Raw genomic sequence first — 17379 nt, forward strand, 5'->3', positions numbered from 1 at the left:
AGTGCGCCGCTAGGGCACCGTCGATCCTGGCTCCGGCAGGGTTTTATCTCGCGGCCAGTGGTCTCTGCAGCGTCGCCAGCATCGGCAGGGTCGTCCTTGACGCCGGAGGGTCTAGCCGACAGGAATGGTGGCGGGGCCTCGCTGCACAACGCCTGGGCACGTGCACCCGACTCCCCCGAGGCAGGTGGTGTTTTGTTTCTATTGCCTGTTTGACTCTCTGTTGACTGCATAAACTACTGCTCTTTGGCCGCTGTTGGAACGCTGCAATAAATGTGTAGCGACTGCATCATTTAGTGCTTGGTAAGTGCACAGTTTAGTGTGCTGCTGGCTTTTGGTGGATTTGTAATAAGTAGTAGTTGCAGCAGCATTTCTAGTGCAAAGCGCGTGCGTAGCTACTCTTTGTCAGCTTCCTAAGTAATGCAGCGCTGCTACTAAGCAGGTGTATAGCTACTGGTAGATCATTGCAAAGCTAGTTGTGTTCTACTAGAGACCAACTTGGTAGCTAGTTGGTGACCACTGTTCTACTACTGCAAAAGTAGCTTTGCTTGTGTTGTATTGCGACACCACAGTGAATGTGCAGCTGCCTCGCATTGTCCGCGTTTAGGATGTGCACTATGGATACGGCAACTACCTCTTACACGTTGTCGCCCGCCGTTCAACTGGCGTCGCGACGCACCATCTGCATCTCCAATGGCAAAGGCGGAGTCGGCAAGACGACCGTGACCACCAATCTCGCTGCTCTTCTCGCTGAAGCCGGCTACAAGGTGTTGGTCGTTGACCTGGACTCTCAAGGCGACACGTCAACCAATTTGGGCATCATCAATGATGACCGATACGACCGTGGCGAAGCGCTGGATATCGCGGTCCGGTACGACAAGGTCCCGGTGCCAATCAAGGATGTGCGGCCCGGCCTGGATGTCCTCGCCGGTGGCAATCACACAGCGCAGCTCATGGACACGTTCCAGGGAGACGCCTCCCGTCAAGGAAAGATGCGTGGGGGAGTGGCTCGGACCTTGGCCAAGATAGCCCCGAACTACGACATCGTCCTGATCGACACCCCGCCGTCAGAGGCCGGCTGGACCGCTATTGAGGAAGCGATGTTGGCCTCCCGTTGGATTCTGGCTCCGGTGAAGCCTGAGCCGAAATCCATTCGTGGTCTTGAGTCTCTAGCCCGTCGCATCCTCAGTGTCCAGAATGACAATCCAGCAGTATCGCTGCTCGGTGTCATCCTCTTTGGCATTCCCACGAACGCCAGAAACGTGGACAAACAGGCCCGCACCTTGCTCCAGGAGTCCCTGGACGGCATCGCGCCTGTGTTCGAGGGCAGCATCCGCGACGTTGTTGCAGCTGACGCCGACGCCAGCTTCCGGGGTCTCGCAGCACATGAGCTGGCCGCCAGGGCAGCGACTCAATCCCCGTTCTGGGAGCGGTTGCGTAACAAGGGCAAGAGCTCGGATGAACCCCGTATCGCACAGTCGGCAGGAAACTTGGCCGAGGATTACATGCGGCTGACTGAGCAAATCGTCCACGAGCTTCAGTCCCAAGAGGAAGCGCTTGACGAGAACCTGGAGGTGGCCGCCAAGTGAGCCTGCCCTCAAGCCCAGGAAAGATGGACCTCAGCGCCCTGAGCGGCTTGAAGAGGCGCGTGCTCCAGCCGGTGCCGTCTACTCCAACCGAAGTGGCTCCAGCCGAGCAGGTTCCTGCAACAACGCCTGAACCCGCAGCTGAATCGACCGAGAGTTCTCCTGCGCAGGATCCTGTACCTGCTAAACCTGCCCCTCCTACCGGGGAACCAAGCATGGTGGAAGAACTCGAATCGGAAACCGCGGCGGCGGCTCCACCCGTCCAGTCCGTTGACCAGCCCGCGCCATCTGACGGGGCAACGGTCGCCCCGAAGATCGAACCAGCAGAAGAGGAACACTCAGGCCACGTCACTCTCTACCTTCCCAAGGACTTGAACCAGTGGCTGGCAGTGCACCATGACATCACAGGAATCTCGTACCCGGGGATTGTCCTGAACGCGATCAGCTGGGTCGCGGCCGAGAACCGGTTCGGCCAGATTTTCGCGCCGGATGACAGCCAGATTCCAGCGAACGACATCTTCGGGCGGGCGCCAGCCACGCCTAAGCCTGCTCGTGGATCAGTTGAACCGGAGACGAGGCCGCTGCGCTTCCGCAAAAACCACATGAAGGTGATCATCAGTCTCGCTCGGACCTGGACAGCTGACAACAGGAATGCGTTCTTCGTCGGAGTTCTCACCGCCTACAGGAAAGAACAGAACAACGAATAACGATCTGGCGGCCCTAGACGAGTACCCAGTTACGTTTAGTGTGAGTGACTCCGGAATGTAAAAGTCACACCAGGCCCTGGTTTCTAGGGACTCCTGATTCATTGATAGGCACGAGAATTTGCTCATGTTTGGGTGGATCCGGGCCTCTCGCCCGGGGGAGATCAAACACGATCTAAAGAGTGGTCAGAAATGACCGTTTGTGGGCACGCGCCCAAGGCGCAGTGGGGGAGAGGCCGACAGGACCCTCGTTTCAGAGCTGTTCTGATGAGCGAAGGTGGCGTGTCAATAATGGGCGTTTTTGCAGGTCTTCTTTCGATCTGAACTGGGGCCTAGAACGTGATGGAGCTTTTTACTGTCGGGACGCCCGCGTAGGTGGAATTAGAAGCAACCCGTGGTCATAGGGGCTTTGTTCGTGGCAGTGGTTCTGGTGCGACTGGGAAGGTTTCCAGAATGGTCTCGGCCACCTTTTCGACGATGCCACGCGACACAGGTTGGCGGACCATCCATGTCTCCAGCGCCATGGTCGGGTTAATGAGCTGCTTCCACTGCCAATCAGGTAAGAGTCTGCTGGCGCTGGCCTCGGTCAGCATCACGGCCACGGATGACGTGGCATCTGCACAGGCGCGGGCATGTTCGTTGAAGGTTGCAATTCTCCAGGCTGGAGCAACACCGAGCTCATGCGATGCGGCCAGGAGCCGGTCGTGTCCGAGGGGAAATTGTTCCCGGGAGTGGATCAGGACGCGCTGATCGTCGACATCTGCCAGTCTGCAGGTAGTCGCGTCGCCAATCTCGGGGAGTCCTGGGCGGCAGGCGAGCCCGAAGAACTCTTTTCGCACCCTCGCCCCGACAAGGTCCTGTGAGGGTTCCTGGTGAACCAAGCCGATGTCCAGGCGTCCCTCGCGGACCATCCTCAGCTGGCCGGTGGTGTCCCCATCGGTGAGTTCCAGCTCCGCTAGCGGGGCTTTTTCTGCAACTGCTACAAGTAATCGGTCCACCCATTCCGGAGGCAGCCCGGGTGCCAGTCCAAGGGCGACAGGCTGCCGCGCAGGCCCTGCCTGGCGCGCCACTTCCCTGGCGGATCCGGCCATGGCGAGCATGGTGAGGGCGTGTTTGTGCAGTGCCACGCCCGCGGGGGTGGGGAAGGTGCCTTTGGGTAGCCGTTCGAACAGGGTGGCGCCGCATTCGTGTTCCAGAAGGCGGATCTGCCGGGTCAGGGCCGGCTGTGAAATGAGTAGTTGTTCAGCTGCCCTGGATATCGACTTTTGGTTGAAAACCGCTACGAAGTAGCGCAGCTGCCGGAGTTCCATGTCTCGCCCTTTCGTGGAGGTGGCAACACGTGTCCATAACTTCAGGGTATGCCCCCTCGTGGAAAAGGGTATTGGATACCAGTGATCAAGGGGGTCTACATTGTGATGTGTGACATAGACCTTCAGCGCTAGTTATGGATGAAGCGTCTTAGTTCCGTAAAACAGGGACCGCTGCAGCCCGCCCCTTTCCCCTTCTGTCAATTGCCTGAAAGAAAGAAAGTCAATGACGACTTCGCAACCCGCGATCCGCCAGTCCCCCTACCGTTGGGTCGTCCTGACCTTGGCCTGGGCTGCTTTCACTATGACGTCCGTAGACCGCGCCACTTGGGGCCCTGCCGCAGGTTCCGTCGGTGAGGACCTCGGCGTTGCCGTGGCCGGCCTGGGCCTTTTCGCCACCACGTATTACATCGGCTACGTCCTTTCCAACCTCTTTGGTGGCTTCCTTGCTGACTGGCTCGGCGGACGGCTGATCGTCGGTTCGAGCATTCTGTTGTCCGGTTCCTTCATGCTGGCCTTCGGTACATCGACTTCCCAGACGATGGGTCTCGTCTTCCAGGCCTGCATCGGTCTGTGCGCAGGTGCGGAATTCGGTGGGGGCATCCGGCTGATTTCCAACTGGTTCCGGCCCGAGAAACGCGGAACTGCCATGGGCATCTTCATGACAGCGACCTCTCTTGGCCTCGTTATCGCCAACGCCGTCGTCCCTTCCATGGTCCAGCAGGCCAGCTGGCGGGCCTCCTACCACCTGTTCGGCTTCATCTCCATTGGCCTGGGCATCGTCTGCCTGATCCTGCTGCGCGGCGGAAAGCAGCAAAACGAACCGCAGGAAAAAACACTGCCGCAGATCAAGCCGCTCCTGCGCAACAGAAACCTCATCCTGATCGGCCTGGCCGGTTTCGGCGCCCTCTGGGGCACCTATGGGTTCGTGACCTGGTCCAACCTGCTCATGACCAAGGGCGTCGGCATCGACCCGGTTCAGGCCGGCATCGTCGTGGTCATTTTTGGTACCACTGCCATCTTCTCCAAGCCCCTCATCGGCTTCGTATCCGACGCGATCAAGATGACCCGACGGAACCTCACCATATGCATCCTGCTGGCCTTCTCGGCCACCCTCGTTCTCTTCAGCATGGCAACCGACGGCGTGCAGTTCCTCTGGATCGCCCCGGTGCTCGGCATCGCCGCTTACGTCTACAGCCCCGTCATGCTCGCCATGATCCCCACACTGGCCGGCGAGAAGCTGGCAGGTTCCGCCGCCGGCGGCGTCAATGCTTTCTGGCAGCTGGGCAGCACCGTGGTTCCCACGGTCATCGGCATGGTCTTCGGCGCAACGTCCTCCTTCCAGCTCGCATTCCTCGCCCTGGCGGCAGGGCCCCTGCTCGCAGTGATTCCCATGCTCGCGATTCGCCCGGCAAAGGCCTCCGATGGGCGGAACGTCCCCGCGGCGGCTTCCGAAGCAGCCCGCTAGCAACCAGAACCCCTTAGCAACACTTTGAAAGGCAAGACTTTGAGTAAGCATTACGACGTCATCATCGCCGGCGGAGGATCGGCAGGAGTGGCAGCAGCCGTTGGCGCGAGCCGCGCCGGTGCCCGCACCCTCCTTCTGGAAAAAGGCCCCTGCCTTGGTGGGGCCGCAACGCTGCGCAACGTGGTGACGTACGCCGGCATCTTCACCCAGGAAGAACAGCGGCAGGTCGTGTTCGGTGTGATGGAAGACGCCTACGCAAGGCTGCGGGCAATGGGCGCGGTCAGCGAACCGCGCAAGTACAACGCCGTGACCGTCGTCTTCGAGCCCGAGGACGTCAAGTTCGTCCTCGACGAGCTGTGTGCCGAAGCCGGCGTGGACGTTCGCCTCCACAGCCTGATCGTGGGCGCAGAAGCAGACAAAGCCGGAGCTGTGACGGCTGTCCATGTCGCTGACCACGAAGGTCTTCACGACTTCACGGCAGGAGCGTTCGTCGACGCCACCGGTGACGCTGACCTGGCCTGCCACAGCGGCGCCGAAGTGCGCTACGGCCGCGACGGAAAAGTGCAGAACGGCACCCTCGGCGTCCGCTTCGGGGGGATCCCCCTCGACGTTGACGCCGGACGCGCCGCACTGAAGAAAGCGGTCGCCGCCAGCAAAGCCGCCGGCGTACCGAATCTCCTGGCCGAAACGGGCCTCGTCGCCCGCCTGCCCGTGTCCGGGGACATCATCACCTACCTCGTGGACGAAGGCTACGACGCACGCAGTGCCGTCGATACAAGCCGGGCCGAGGCCCACGCGCGCCTCCAGGCCCAGGCCTACCTTCAGGCACTCAGGACGGTACCGGGCTGCGAAAACGCCTACATCGTCTCCACCGGGCCAGAGCTCGGCACGAGGGAGTCACGCCATGTCGTTGCCCCGCTGCGTCTGACAGAAAACGATGTGCTTCTCCCGGAACCCCGCCATGACGCCGTGGCCATCGGGGCGTGGCCGATGGAGTACCACCCGGGCCCGGGTGTTCCTTCCGTCTGGAAGTTCATCGCCGACCCCGGCTACTTCGGCATCCCCCTGGACTGCCTGAAGAGCGTAAACCGGACCAACCTCTTCGCAGCCGGCCGCGTCCTTGACGGGGACCAGGCGGCCGGATCATCGGTGAGGGTCATGGGCACAGCATTCGCCACGGGCCATGCCGCCGGCATCGCCGCCGCTTTCACCGCCCTTGGCAGGGACTGCGACACGAACTCCGTCCAGGCAGAGCTGCAGCGCCAGGACGCCCGGCTCCCCATCCCCGTAAATGCGGCAATCACGTCCGCAGCGGTTGCGTCCTAGGCCAGCCACAACCCTAAGTCCTGCGTGGCCCCGCCACGGATCCACCTACCTCAAAGGAACACTTTTCATGGTTGCCAAGATCGCCCTCGAAGAGCACTTCGGTGCTACTGACCCGAACATCGTCGAGCAGTCCGCGGAGCACTTCACCGCTGACGCCTGGCCCGCACGCCGGGACATGCTGCTGGACATCCACGAAGACCGGCTTCGCCTGATGGACCAGTGCGGCATCGAAAAGTCTGTGCTGTCCCTGCTCTCGCCCGGAATCCAGTCCCTGCACGATCCCGAGCAGGCCGTGGACTGGTCGAAGCGGCTGAATGACTACGCCGCCAAGCAGGTCTCCAACAATCCGGACCGTTTCGCTTCCTTCGCCGCACTGCCCATGCAGGACCCCGACGCCGCGGTAACGGAATTGCGCCGGGCCGTCACCGACCTGGGCCTCGTCGGAGCCTTGGTTAACGGCTATTCACAGGTCGGCACTGAGGACACTGTTGTCTACCTCGACGATGCACGGTACGCCGAGTTCTGGGCAACGGTCGAGGAACTCGACGTGCCCCTCTACCTTCACCCCCGCGACCCGCTGGCTTCCCGAAGCCCGCAGTACGACGGGCACCCGTGGCTGTATGGGTCCGCCTGGGCATTCTCGGTCGAAACCGGAACGCACGCGCTGCGGCTGATGGGCAGCGGGCTGTTCGACCGGCACCCCGGAATCCAAATCATCCTCGGTCACCTGGGCGAGCTACTGCCCTTCAACATCTGGCGCACCGACCACCGCGTAGCCGTCGCTCCCCGCGGCATCTCCATCGAGAAAACCTTCGGGCATTACCTGCGCAACAACTTCTTCCTCACCACCAGCGGAAACTTCCGCACCCCCGCCCTGCTGAACACCATCCAGGAAGTCGGGGCAGACCGGCTGCTCTTCTCCTCGGACTACCCGTTCGAGCGGATGGATGAGGCAGCAACCTGGTTCGACAACCTCGAACTCAACGAAAACGATCTGACCAAGATCGCACGCACCAACGCCGCCAAGCTCCTGAAGCTCTGACACACCAAGTCACCTGAAGTATTAGGACAACAGATATGAGCGCACAAGCAACCGCTGCCTCCTCCGGCGCCAACGCAACGCAGCGATTCCGGGAGAACAAGCAGACCAGTACAGCCGCCAGTCAGGAGCGTGTGGCCCTGCTCGCCGGGCGGCTGATCAAAGCCGCGAACGACATCGTCCTCGAAGAAAGGGTCACGTACGAGGAGTACAACTCACTCAAAGCATGGCTGATCCAGGTCAGCGAGGACGGCGAATGGCCGCTGTTCCTGGACGTCTGGGTTGAACATTCCGTCGAGGACGTCGCGACCAGCCACCGCAAGGGCAACAAGGGATCCATCGAGGGGCCCTACTACGTCCCGAACTCCCCGGAACACAAAAGCCCTGCAACCATCGATAGGCGCCCCGACGAAAAGGGCACCCCGATGCTCTTCCAGGGCCAGGTCCGTAGCACAGATGGCCGGCCCCTTCCTTTTGCCAAGATTGAGCTCTGGCACGCCGACGAGGACGGTTTCTACTCCCAGTTCGCACCCAACATCCCGGAATGGAACCTGCGCGGTACCTTCAGCACCGATGAGGAGGGGAACTTCCAGATCAACACCATCCAGCCGGCCCCGTACCAGATCCCAACCGACGGGGCCTGCGGTCAACTGATTGCCGCGGCAGGATGGCACGCCTGGCGTCCGGCCCACCTTCACCTGAAAGTCTGGGCGCCGGGACATGAGCTCCTCACCACACAGCTCTACTTCCCCGGGGATCCGCACAACGATGACGACATCGCCACCGCGACCAAGCCGGAACTGATGCTCGACATCCAACCCGCTCCGAACGGGCAGGGTGTTCAGACCACCTATAACTTCGTTCTGGACCCCGACGCCTAACCACTTCATATGCTGAGCGACTCAGGCGACCGTTGCGGGATTCCCTCTCAGAATCCCGCAACGGTTTTCCGCTTACCTGCGCCAGGTCTGCCCCCGCTCACACCCATTGCCTTAGCCGGAAGGACCGCCCGTGAAAATTGAACGGATCGAAGCGATCCCTTATGCGATCCCTTACACCCACCCTTTGAAGTTCGCCAGTGGCGAGGTTGCCACCGCTGACCACGTCCTCCTCCCCGTCCATACACCTATGGGGAGACCCAGCAATCCATAGTGGCGATCATCGACCAGTTTTCGCCCCACAGTTGCTCGGGATCGAGGTGCTGGACCGGGAACAGATTCACGCGGTTCTGCACCGAACCGTGAACAACCACGTCGCCAAGGGATCGGTGGACATCGCCGTATGGGACGCGGTCCGTAAAAGCCTTGGAACACCTGTGCACAAGCTGCTCGGCGGGTACACCGACCCAGCCGATGAGCGATTCGACCAAGGGAACGTCCAAGAACGACCGGCCCATCCGCGCCCTCGTCATCATGCAGGACGAACGATGAAGCCGGGCGGGATCAGCCAAGCTACCCTCGCGTCAACCGTGACCGCCGACAGCGATCACTGTTTGACCGGCACCTCCCGCGGCTCGTTCGGTGAGGGCTTCCGGTACCTGGTCGAACGGGTACACCGCGGTGACGGGCGGATCGATCTGCTTCGCCGCGAGCATCGCCGTGAGGCTATCCACTGTGGCGGCTTTCTCGTCGTCGTTGCGGAACGAGGACATGACGCCGATTGCGGAGTAATCGCGCATGAGGAGCTCTTGTGCGTCGATGCGGGCCGGCGTGCCGCTTGCAAAGCCGACGATGAGGAATCGTGCGCCTCGCGCCAGCGTCTTCGTCGCGGCGGCTGCGGCTGATCCGCCGACGGTGTCGTAGACGACGTCGACTCCGCGACCGTTCGTGATGCGGCGGATCTCCTCGGTCGCGTCGGCGCCCCCGATGTCGAGGATGTGGTCCGCGCCCTGCTCCCGGCTGAAGCGGGCCTTCGCCTCAGAGCGCGCTGTCGCGATGACGGTCGCGCCCATCGCCTTCCCGATCTGGATCGCTGCCGACCCGGTGCGCCCGGCGCCGCCGAGGACCAGCAGCGTCTCGCCGGGCTGCAGCGCGGCACGTTGCTGGAGGCCGATGTGCGCGACATGGAAGGATCCGGGGAAGCCCGCCGCTTGCTCGTCGCTCAGTCCGTCGATGACCGGCATCGCGCTCCACCCGGGGACGAGTGTGTACTCGGCGAACCCGCCGATGCCGATATCGGCGCGACTGTTGCCGATGATTCGTGCTCCGACCGGGTGCGGGAACCCCGCACCCGCGGCGTCGACGATGCCGACCACTTCCTGTCCCGGGGACACGGGCGGCTCGGGCACGAAGGGGTAGTCGCCGTGCACCATCATGAGGTCGGGGAGCGCGAGGCTTGCGGCGAGGACACGCACGCGTGCCTCTCCTGGCCCCGGCTCGGGAAGTTCCACGTCCTCGAGGCGGAGGACGTCCGCCACCTCCCCGAACCGCGCTGCCTGCCATCGTCTCATCGTTCGTTCTCCGTTCTTGTTGTTAGGTGCTCGCACCGCACGAGCATGCTCTCGGGTCGTTGAAGAGCGGGAGGTCGTCCCGCGGCTGGTTCAGCCATGGTCGACTCGCTGGCGCCTCGGCGCGAAGAAGGAGACGATCAGGCTGCAGAGCGCGATGACGGCACCCGCTGTGAAGGCCGCTTGCCCACCTGCTGCCACCGCAGCGGGGGTGTCACCTGGCGAGTTGAGGGTGAAGACGCTGACGAGGATCGCGAGACCGGCGGCGCCGGCGAGCTGATGCATGGTGTTCAGCGCGGCGCTGCCGTGTGCGTGGAGGTCATCGGGCAGCGAATCGAGCGCGAGGGTGAACAGTGCCACCCAGCTCAGGCATTGCCCGATGGTGAGGATCAAGAAGGTCGCGAGGACCACCCAGACGGGCGTCGTCTGATCGAACGTCCGCATCGCGGCCCACCCGGCCACGACGATTACGGCACCGCTGAGCATGAGGGCTCGAGCACCCAGACGGTTGTAAAGCTTGCCGACCAGAAGCGAGGTGAGGATGATGACGATGCCACCGGGAGCCATGAACAGGCCGGTCTCGAACACGCCGAGGCCGAGCGCGTTCTGCAGGACGAGCGGGAGCAGCACGGCGAGGCCGAATGAGTTCGATACGAGGAAGACGAACTGCAGGATCGAGACGCTGAAGCCTCGGCGCGTGAATATGCGCATATCCATCATCGGGGTGCCGTCGTTCTGCAGCCGCCTCTGGCGCACCACAAACGCACCTACGCCAAGAATTCCGAGCGGAACAGCGATCCAGAAGGATGCCGGGATCTCCCCGTGCGCTCCCTCGCCGGCCGCGCTGAGCCCGAACACGACCGCACCGAAGCCGATCGCGGCGAGCACCAGTGACAACAGGTCGAAGGGGGCGCGCTTGGGCTCGTTCAACGAGGGGATCTTCAGGGCGCCGAAGATGAGTCCGAGAATGGCGAGCGGCAGCACGGTGATGAACAGCCAGCGCCAGTCCAGCTGCGCCATGACAAACCCGGCGAACGCCGGTGCGACTGCGGGGGCGAGGGAGACGACCGCTGTGATTGTGGCCATCATCTGCGCGCGCTTGGCGGGCGCGACCATCCCGAACGTGGTGGTCATCAGCAGCGGCAGAAGCACCGCAGTGCCGAGCGCCTGCACGACGCGGGCGGTGAGCAGCACCTCGAAGGTGGGCGCTGCAGCAGCGATGGCCGTTCCTATGCTGAACAGCGACATGCTCACGACGAAGACAGAGCGAATCCGGAATCGCCGCAGGAGGTAGCCGGTCGTGGGGATGATGACGGCCAACGTCAGGGCATACCCGGTGGTCAGCCATTGCGCTGTGCTCGCGGTGACGCCGAAATCGGTCATGATCGTCGGGAGGGCGACGCCCATAACGAGCTCGGACACGAGGGCGAAGAACGTGGAAGCGGCCAGTACGACGATCGTCGTCAACTGGCTGGCGGTCAGCTTCTCGGGCGCCGCGGTAGCGACGGGTGCGGTGGTGGTCATGATGTCCCGGATCTCTCTCAGAAGATGGCGCGCGTCAGGGCGAGCTGTCGCTCGGGATCGGGTTCTTTACCGTCCGCCTCGATGCGCTCCAGGTAAACCTTCATCATCAGATCACGCCGCAACGCGGAGCGGTCCCGCTGGGCGCGAGCCAGCGCGGCAGGAAGCTCGTCCGCAGTGAGGTCGTTCGTGTACACGGGGCTGCCAGGCTGCTGGCGCCAGGAGTCCGCGATCACGCCTGCGTCGAACGCATCAAACCCGGTCTCCTCGACCAGGCGCATCCCGATGGCGCGCTGAGTGTCGTCATCCGCGGCGATCGGCAGTGCGATCCGGGTCGCCAGGTCCTTCGAGTACGCCTTGTCACGGAAGGACGCGGTGGTGATCGTGTTCCACGCCTTCACGATCGGACGCCCGTACTGCTGCTGAACCCACTCGCTTTCCACCTGCCCGTCCTCGACTGCCTCGATCCGACCGTCACGGAGCGGGAAGTAGTTCGAGGTGTCGATGATGACCGCATCCGCTGGCGCTGTCGCCACCAGATCGGCCACATCTGGCAGCTGGCCGAAGTTGACCGAGACAATCACCACATCAGCGTTCCTCGTGGCATCAGCCGCCCACACCGCCTTCGCACCGGTGCTGAGCGCGGACGCCTCCACCGTCTCCGGTGCGCGCGAGTTAGCGATCGACACGTCGTGTCCTGACCGGGCGAGTCGCTCAGCGAGGATCCGTCCGATGTTGCCTGCTCCGATAATGCCAATCTTCATACTCGATCCTTCGCGTCGTGAGAGAGTAGAGAGAGCAAGGAGACTCTCTCCGCTTAACACTACACGGAGATTGTCTCCACATCACGACAGGAGCTTTCTGCTATGACTGTGACCCCCCGAACTCGCGCCCCGCGATCCGACGCTCGGCGTAATCGACAGCACATCCTGGACGTCGCGCGCAGGCACTTCGCCGAGCATGGCGTTACCGGCTCTCTCGACGCCATTGCCAAGGAGGCAGGAGTGGGTCCCGGCACCCTCTACCGCCACTTCCCTTCGAGAGACGCGCTCCTGGCGGCACTTCTCAGTGCTCGAGACGAAGAGATCGGCGTCCGCAGAGAAGCCATCACCAGCAGTGCAGACGATGCAGGTGACGCACTCGGGCGCTGGCTCGACGCACTAATCGAATGGGCTGGAGCATACAACGGCCTCCCTGAACCTCTCCGCGCCGCGCTGGGAGAGATCACTTCACCCCTGACCTCCACCTGTGAGGGATACGTCATCGTCACCGATGAGTTTCTCTCTCGCGCACAGAACGAAGGGCATGCACGTCGCGATGTCCGCGGCCGAGACCTCTTCCTCATGGCTCTTGCCGTTAGTTGGGCGCGTGGAGCCGCGGTGGCCGACCGCACCTCCGCCGCCGCTATGCTCGACATCCTCCAAGCCGGGTGGGCGACGAAAGGCACAGCCTGACCACGCGGCGAATCATGTCTCAGGTTCCGCCTTTGATCACAAACGACCGTTTGGGGCTCGTTGCCGGAATCCAAGTCGGTCACAATGTCGGAGGGACGTCTGGACCATTGGTGGGGGAGTGAGCCTAGCGGGCAGACTTGAAGTGTGCTGCGGCCGAGCCTGTCCAGCTTCCACACGACGACCTCGTCCCCTCCGCTGAGGCGATCGATCATCTTGTCCAGCTCGGGGCGGCTGGTTCGCGTGCCCGGATTCCATGGTCTCGATAGATACGTTCGCACGCCGTGGCCTACAGGTCCCGGATTGGCAGGGCGGTGTCCTCCTCGGCCGAGCTCAAAGGGCGTGTCCGAGGCGCCTCGTACGATGTCCCTCCCGAATTGTCTTATCAAAGGGCATTTTCCCTTGTTTCTGGGAAGAGTAGGTTGAGACACATTACTGGGACAGTGGGGGAGCGCGAAAACCCGGGTACCAAGGGGTTCTCGTAGCGTCAGCGGGACCGGGCGACTGGGTGGGCAGAGTCCTGTCAAAGGATCCGTTGATGAGACCATTTTGTGTCGGCGAGACTGCTGCGACCAGACCCAAAGCGTAAAGTGGGATAGGCCGGCGACGGGCCGAGCCCACAGGCGGACCCGCGCGCGCCTCAGCTCAAACAGCCCGCCGCCCGGCCTGAAGCTCCTGTTAGTAGCCGTTGAACATGGTGCAGGGGGCATTCGCCCTTGGGGCAGGTTTGGGTTGTTCCAGATTCTTTTCCCGGCTGTACTTCCGAAGGTTCCCGTGCGCTGTCGGATTAAGAACCCAGCACCTTGAGAAGCTCGAACAGGAACTGGCAGCAGCAGATCCAGATCTTGCCCGAGAACTCGCCGGACTTACCCCGTAGCAGGGCAACATCCGGAACCTTGTACCGGGATTGATTGCGGTGCTGCTCTCGGATCTGTCCTGACCTGTCATTCGGCGGCTCGCCTAACCGCCGGCTGCCCTGTCTACTGGTCAAGGCCGCCCGGCCCTGCTCAAGATTTGTCCGGCCTGCCCATACAATTCAAGGCGAGTACGTGCGAGAACAATGAACGCTGCACGGCAATGGGACCGTAGGCCTGGCTCTAACAGCCGTGCGCAAGAGCGCCCCGCTGCCCGCGGATCGAGAGTGGGAACAATGGCAGCCAACAACAACGCCAATCTGGTGTGGAGCATCGCGAACATTCTGCGGGGCACTTACAAACCCGCCCAGTACGGCTCCGTGATCCTCCCTTTCACTATCTTCCGACGCCTGGACTGTGTCCTTGAAAAGACGAAGGACGCTGTACTTCAGGAAGCAGAGGCCAAGAAGGACCTCAACATCCCGCTGGACACCTTCCTGCAGAAAGCATCGGGCCACAGCTTTTTCAACACCTCTAAATTCGACTTCGCCAAGCTCCTCGATGACCCCACCAACATCAAGGCCAACGTCCTCAACTACATCCAGGGCTTCTCTGAGAACACCCGCGACATCTTCGAGCGCTTCGAGTTCTACAAAACACTCGAAAAACTGGACAGCGCCGACCTGCTCTACCACGTCACCAAGGACTTCGCGGCGATCGACCTCCACCCGGAGACGATCAGCAACATCGAGATGGGCCTCATGTTCGAGGAGCTCATCCGCCGCTTCGCCGAAGCCTCCAACGAAACCGCCGGTGAGCACTTCACTCCGCGCGAGGTCATCCAGCTCATGGTCCAGCTCCTGCTGAACTACGACGACGACGTCCTCACTAAGGAGGGCATCGTCCGGTCCATCTACGACCCCACCGCCGGCACGGGCGGCATGCTCACTGTCGCCCAAGAACACCTTCACGGCCTGAACCCCAGCGCCTCCCTGGTCGCTTACGGCCAGGAAATCAACGACGAGTCCTACGCCATCTGCAAGTCGGACCTTCTCATCAAGGGCCAGGACATCTCCAAGATCTCCGTTGGCGACACCCTCGCCAACGATCAGAACATCGGCCAGCAGTTCGACTTCATGCTCTCCAATCCACCGTTCGGCGTGGAATGGAAGAAGATCCAGCCGCAGATCCAGAAGGAGCACGAACTTCACGGCTTCGACGGCCGCTTCGGCCCCGGCCTGCCCCGGGTCAGCGACGGCTCGCTGCTGTTCCTCCTGCATTTGGTCCGAAAGATGCGCCCGGCGCCTGACGGCGGATCCCGCATCGGCATCGTCCTGAACGGCTCGCCGCTGTTTACGGGAGGCGCGGGCTCGGGCGAGTCAGAGATCCGGAAGTACTTGGTCGAGAACGACTTTGTGGAGGCCATCATCGCGCTGCCCACGGACATGTTCTACAACACCGGTATCGCTACCTATGTCTGGATCCTCTCGAACAGCAAGAAGCAGAAACACCCGGAGCGCGTCGGCAAAATCCAACTCATCAACGGCGTCGACTTCTTCCAAAAGATGCGCAAGAGCCTTGGCTCGAAGCGCAAGGAACTTGGCGCCAAGGACATCGCGAGCATCGTCAAGCTCTATGGGGCATTCCAGGACGACGGCGAGACATCCAAGATCTTCCACAACCAGGATTTCGGCTACTCCACCATCGCAGTTGAGCGGCCGCTAAAACTTAACTTTGCCTGCACTCCAGAGCGCATCGACGCCGTGATGGCGCAGAAGCCGGTGGAAAAGCTGTCTGATGACGCCCGGCAGCTTCTGGAGAAGACCCTGATGCGAGTGGGCGAAGGCGACTCCAAGCTCTGGAAGAACCGCGAAGCGTTCCTCAAGGTCCTCAAGTCGGCGCTGGCAAGTGCGGACCTAAAGCTTGGGGCTCCGGTCCTGAAGGCTGTCCTGGCCGGCCTTTCCGAACGCGACGAATCGGCAGACGTTTGCAAAGGACCGAGGGGAACGCCCGAGGCTGACACAGACCTTCGTGACACCGAAAACGTGCCGCTTGGTGTGGACATACAGGACTACTTCGCACAGGAAGTCCTCCCCTATGTCCCCGATGCCTGGATCGACGAATCTAAGACAAAGGTCGGCTACGAAATCCCCTTCACGCGGCACTTTTACAAGTACGTCGCACCGCGTTCTCTTGACGAAATAGATACCGACCTCAACAGGCTCATTGCAGAAATTAGTGCACTTCTCGTTGAGGTTGAAAAGTGACCAGACTCAAGACGTACGCCCACTATAAGGAGTCCGGAATCGAGTGGGTGGGGCGGATCCCGGCGGACTGGGAGACGCGTCCGCTCTTCGCCGTGGTACGTGAAAATGTTGCTTCCAACAGGGCTGGTGCTGAAGACAACCTGTTATCTCTCAGTTATGGACGAATCGTACGTAAAGACATTGGGGGCACTGACGGGCTTTTACCAGCTTCCTTCGATACCTACCAGATCATCAACCGTAACGACCTCGTCCTCCGTCTAACGGATCTTCAGAACGATAAGCGGAGTCTTCGTTCCGCCATCTCGCCGGAACGCGGAATCATCACATCCGCCTACTTGGCGGTGACACCAACACATATAAGGCCCGGCTTCTTGAGTTATCTCCTGAGAGCTTACGACCTGCAAAAGGTGTTCTACGCAATGGGCGGTGGTCTGCGCCAGTCCATGAAGTTCTCTGACATGAAGTGGCTTCCGGTAGTTCTTCCTCCGGAGCCATTACAGGAAAAAATCACAGAGTATCTCGACCAAGAAACAGCCCAGATCGATGATCTCATCGTCAAACAGCAGCAGCTCATCGAACTGCTAAGCGAGGAACGACAGGCCCTCATCACGCACGCGGTAACCCGAGGTTTAGACCCCGCTGTCTCCACAAAGCCGACAGGGATCCCTTGGTTCGGCGACATACCAGCCCACTGGACCGCCAGCCGCCTGAAATTTGCCGTCAGACGCATCCAGCAGGGGGTTAGTCCTCAAGCGGATGGAGTCCCGGCCAGCTCCGGCTCCTGGGGCGTCCTCAAGTCTGGATGCGTGAACGGTGGAGTCTTCAAGGAGAATGAGAACAAGCAGCTTCCAGGCGACTTCGTAATCGACCCGGCCATCGTAGTTAAAGTCGGAGACCTGCTGGTCTCGCGCGCATGCGGATCGCCGAAACTCGTTGGTTCCGCCGCACGAGTCAGAAGCTTGGATTCGAATTTGATTCTCTCCGACAAGACGTTCCGGTTTACGTTAGAGCCAGACATGGACGACGACTTCCTCGAATGGTTTCTCAACTCTCACCCGTACCGGGAGCAGGTTGAAGGCAGCATTAGCGGAGCCGATGGGCTCGCGAATAACATCTCAACGACCGCTCTCAAGAACATTCAGCTTCCCCGTCCACCGAAAACTGAACAAGCTAGAATCGCCCGAGAACTTCGTCTAAAGACCGATGTGCTAGCCCGGCTGGATAGTGCGGCACGAAAGACAATCAATCTCCTGCATGAACGACGCGGGGCCCTCATCTCTGCCGCCGTTACGGGCAAAGTAGTCGTTGGCCTTTAGTCGAGACCGAAAGGCCATCCACCTGCACTAATAGGATTCCAGAAGCAGGTAACACACCACATCCTTGTGCAGCCCGGCGCAAGCAATTTTTGGGGGA

General features: G+C 61.4%; 13 protein-coding genes and 2 pseudogenes. 10 read left to right on the forward strand and 5 right to left on the reverse strand.

Features of this window, described 5'->3' with window-relative positions; genetic code table 11:
* Window positions 1-614 precede the first annotated feature (614 nt).
* Both GUV69_RS21885 and GUV69_RS21890 read left to right on the forward strand, forming a co-directional pair.
* Complete coding sequence (locus tag GUV69_RS21885) at window positions 615-1586, forward strand: ParA family protein (RefSeq protein WP_164206922.1); 972 nt, start codon at window positions 615-617, stop codon at window positions 1584-1586.
* A 23-nt stretch (window positions 1587-1609) separates the two neighbouring features.
* Window positions 1610-2290: a hypothetical protein gene (locus GUV69_RS21890; protein WP_244292945.1), complete on the forward strand. Its 681-nt coding sequence runs from the start codon at window positions 1610-1612 to the stop codon at window positions 2288-2290.
* A gap of 395 nt (window positions 2291-2685) precedes the next feature.
* Here the strand turns inward: GUV69_RS21890 and GUV69_RS21895 are convergent, their stop codons facing one another.
* Window positions 2686-3597, reverse strand: coding sequence for a LysR family transcriptional regulator (locus GUV69_RS21895; protein ID WP_164206926.1), 912 nt, complete (start codon window positions 3595-3597; stop codon window positions 2686-2688).
* 223 nt (window positions 3598-3820) lie between these two features.
* Here GUV69_RS21895 and GUV69_RS21900 point away from each other — a divergent pair, with 223 nt between their 5' ends.
* The 5 genes and pseudogenes from GUV69_RS21900 to GUV69_RS21920 all read left to right on the forward strand — a co-directional run.
* Window positions 3821-5062, forward strand: coding sequence for an MFS transporter (locus tag GUV69_RS21900; protein ID WP_244292947.1), 1242 nt, complete (start codon window positions 3821-3823; stop codon window positions 5060-5062).
* A gap of 39 nt (window positions 5063-5101) precedes the next feature.
* On the forward strand, window positions 5102-6388 hold the full coding sequence (locus GUV69_RS21905; RefSeq protein WP_164206928.1) for an FAD-dependent oxidoreductase: 1287 nt from the start codon (window positions 5102-5104) through the stop codon (window positions 6386-6388).
* A gap of 67 nt (window positions 6389-6455) precedes the next feature.
* Window positions 6456-7430 (forward strand): amidohydrolase family protein, encoded by a 975-nt coding sequence (locus GUV69_RS21910; protein WP_164206930.1) that lies wholly within the window; start codon window positions 6456-6458, stop codon window positions 7428-7430.
* Window positions 7431-7465: 35 nt separating this feature from the next.
* Window positions 7466-8308, forward strand: coding sequence for a catechol 1,2-dioxygenase (gene catA, locus GUV69_RS21915; RefSeq protein WP_164206932.1), 843 nt, complete (start codon window positions 7466-7468; stop codon window positions 8306-8308).
* 130 nt (window positions 8309-8438) lie between these two features.
* Window positions 8439-8772 (forward strand): annotated as a pseudogene (locus GUV69_RS21920) (enolase); the annotation flags it as partial.
* A 117-nt stretch (window positions 8773-8889) separates the two neighbouring features.
* Here GUV69_RS21920 and GUV69_RS21925 read toward each other — a convergent pair.
* The 3 genes from GUV69_RS21925 to GUV69_RS21935 form a co-directional block, all read right to left on the reverse strand.
* Window positions 8890-9876: an NADPH:quinone oxidoreductase family protein gene (locus GUV69_RS21925; RefSeq protein ID WP_164206934.1), complete on the reverse strand. Its 987-nt coding sequence runs from the start codon at window positions 9874-9876 to the stop codon at window positions 8890-8892.
* Window positions 9877-9966: 90 nt separating this feature from the next.
* Complete coding sequence (locus tag GUV69_RS21930; RefSeq protein ID WP_164206936.1) at window positions 9967-11397, reverse strand: DHA2 family efflux MFS transporter permease subunit; 1431 nt, start codon at window positions 11395-11397, stop codon at window positions 9967-9969.
* Between the two features lie 17 nt (window positions 11398-11414).
* Complete coding sequence (locus tag GUV69_RS21935; RefSeq protein ID WP_280113780.1) at window positions 11415-12218, reverse strand: NADPH-dependent F420 reductase; 804 nt, start codon at window positions 12216-12218, stop codon at window positions 11415-11417.
* A gap of 42 nt (window positions 12219-12260) precedes the next feature.
* Here GUV69_RS21935 and GUV69_RS21940 point away from each other — a divergent pair, with 42 nt between their 5' ends.
* Entirely contained in the window at window positions 12261-12848 is a 588-nt protein-coding gene (locus GUV69_RS21940) for a TetR/AcrR family transcriptional regulator (RefSeq protein ID WP_164206938.1), read from the forward strand.
* A 185-nt stretch (window positions 12849-13033) separates the two neighbouring features.
* On the opposite strand, the pseudogene GUV69_RS23545 reads toward GUV69_RS21940, so the two are convergent.
* Window positions 13034-13555: pseudogene (locus GUV69_RS23545) on the reverse strand (hypothetical protein); the annotation flags it as partial.
* Between the two features lie 440 nt (window positions 13556-13995).
* On the opposite strand from GUV69_RS23545, the gene GUV69_RS21950 reads away from it, so the two are divergent.
* Together GUV69_RS21950 and GUV69_RS21955 are read left to right on the forward strand one after the other, a co-directional pair.
* Window positions 13996-15966, forward strand: coding sequence for a type I restriction-modification system subunit M (locus GUV69_RS21950; protein WP_164206940.1), 1971 nt, complete (start codon window positions 13996-13998; stop codon window positions 15964-15966).
* On the forward strand, window positions 15963-17282 hold the full coding sequence (locus GUV69_RS21955) for a restriction endonuclease subunit S domain-containing protein (RefSeq protein ID WP_164206942.1): 1320 nt from the start codon (window positions 15963-15965) through the stop codon (window positions 17280-17282). Before GUV69_RS21950 ends, GUV69_RS21955 begins: the two co-directional genes overlap by 4 nt.
* Window positions 17283-17379: the final 97 nt, after the last annotated feature.

Origin of the sequence: [Micrococcus luteus] ATCC 49442 (genome assembly GCF_010367585.1) — a bacterium.
In the GTDB taxonomy this organism is placed as follows: Bacteria; Actinomycetota; Actinomycetes; order Actinomycetales; family Micrococcaceae; genus Arthrobacter; species Arthrobacter luteus_A.

Excerpts from the sequence above, each read along its gene's own strand:
- GUV69_RS21885 (WP_164206922.1), top strand. The coding sequence starts at position 615 with ATGGATACGGCAACTACCTCTTACACGTTGTCGCCCGCCGTTCAACTG.
- GUV69_RS21890 (WP_244292945.1), top strand. The coding sequence starts at position 1,610 with ATGGACCTCAGCGCCCTGAGCGGCTTGAAGAGGCGCGTGCTCCAGCCG.
- GUV69_RS21895 (WP_164206926.1), bottom strand. The coding sequence starts at position 3,597 with ATGGAACTCCGGCAGCTGCGCTACTTCGTAGCGGTTTTCAACCAAAAG.
- GUV69_RS21900 (WP_244292947.1), top strand. The coding sequence starts at position 3,821 with ATGACGACTTCGCAACCCGCGATCCGCCAGTCCCCCTACCGTTGGGTC.
- GUV69_RS21910 (WP_164206930.1), top strand. The coding sequence starts at position 6,456 with ATGGTTGCCAAGATCGCCCTCGAAGAGCACTTCGGTGCTACTGACCCG.
- catA (WP_164206932.1), top strand. The coding sequence starts at position 7,466 with ATGAGCGCACAAGCAACCGCTGCCTCCTCCGGCGCCAACGCAACGCAG.
- GUV69_RS21925 (WP_164206934.1), bottom strand. The coding sequence starts at position 9,876 with ATGAGACGATGGCAGGCAGCGCGGTTCGGGGAGGTGGCGGACGTCCTC.
- GUV69_RS21930 (WP_164206936.1), bottom strand. The coding sequence starts at position 11,397 with ATGACCACCACCGCACCCGTCGCTACCGCGGCGCCCGAGAAGCTGACC.
- GUV69_RS21940 (WP_164206938.1), top strand. The coding sequence starts at position 12,261 with ATGACTGTGACCCCCCGAACTCGCGCCCCGCGATCCGACGCTCGGCGT.
- GUV69_RS21950 (WP_164206940.1), top strand. The coding sequence starts at position 13,996 with ATGGCAGCCAACAACAACGCCAATCTGGTGTGGAGCATCGCGAACATT.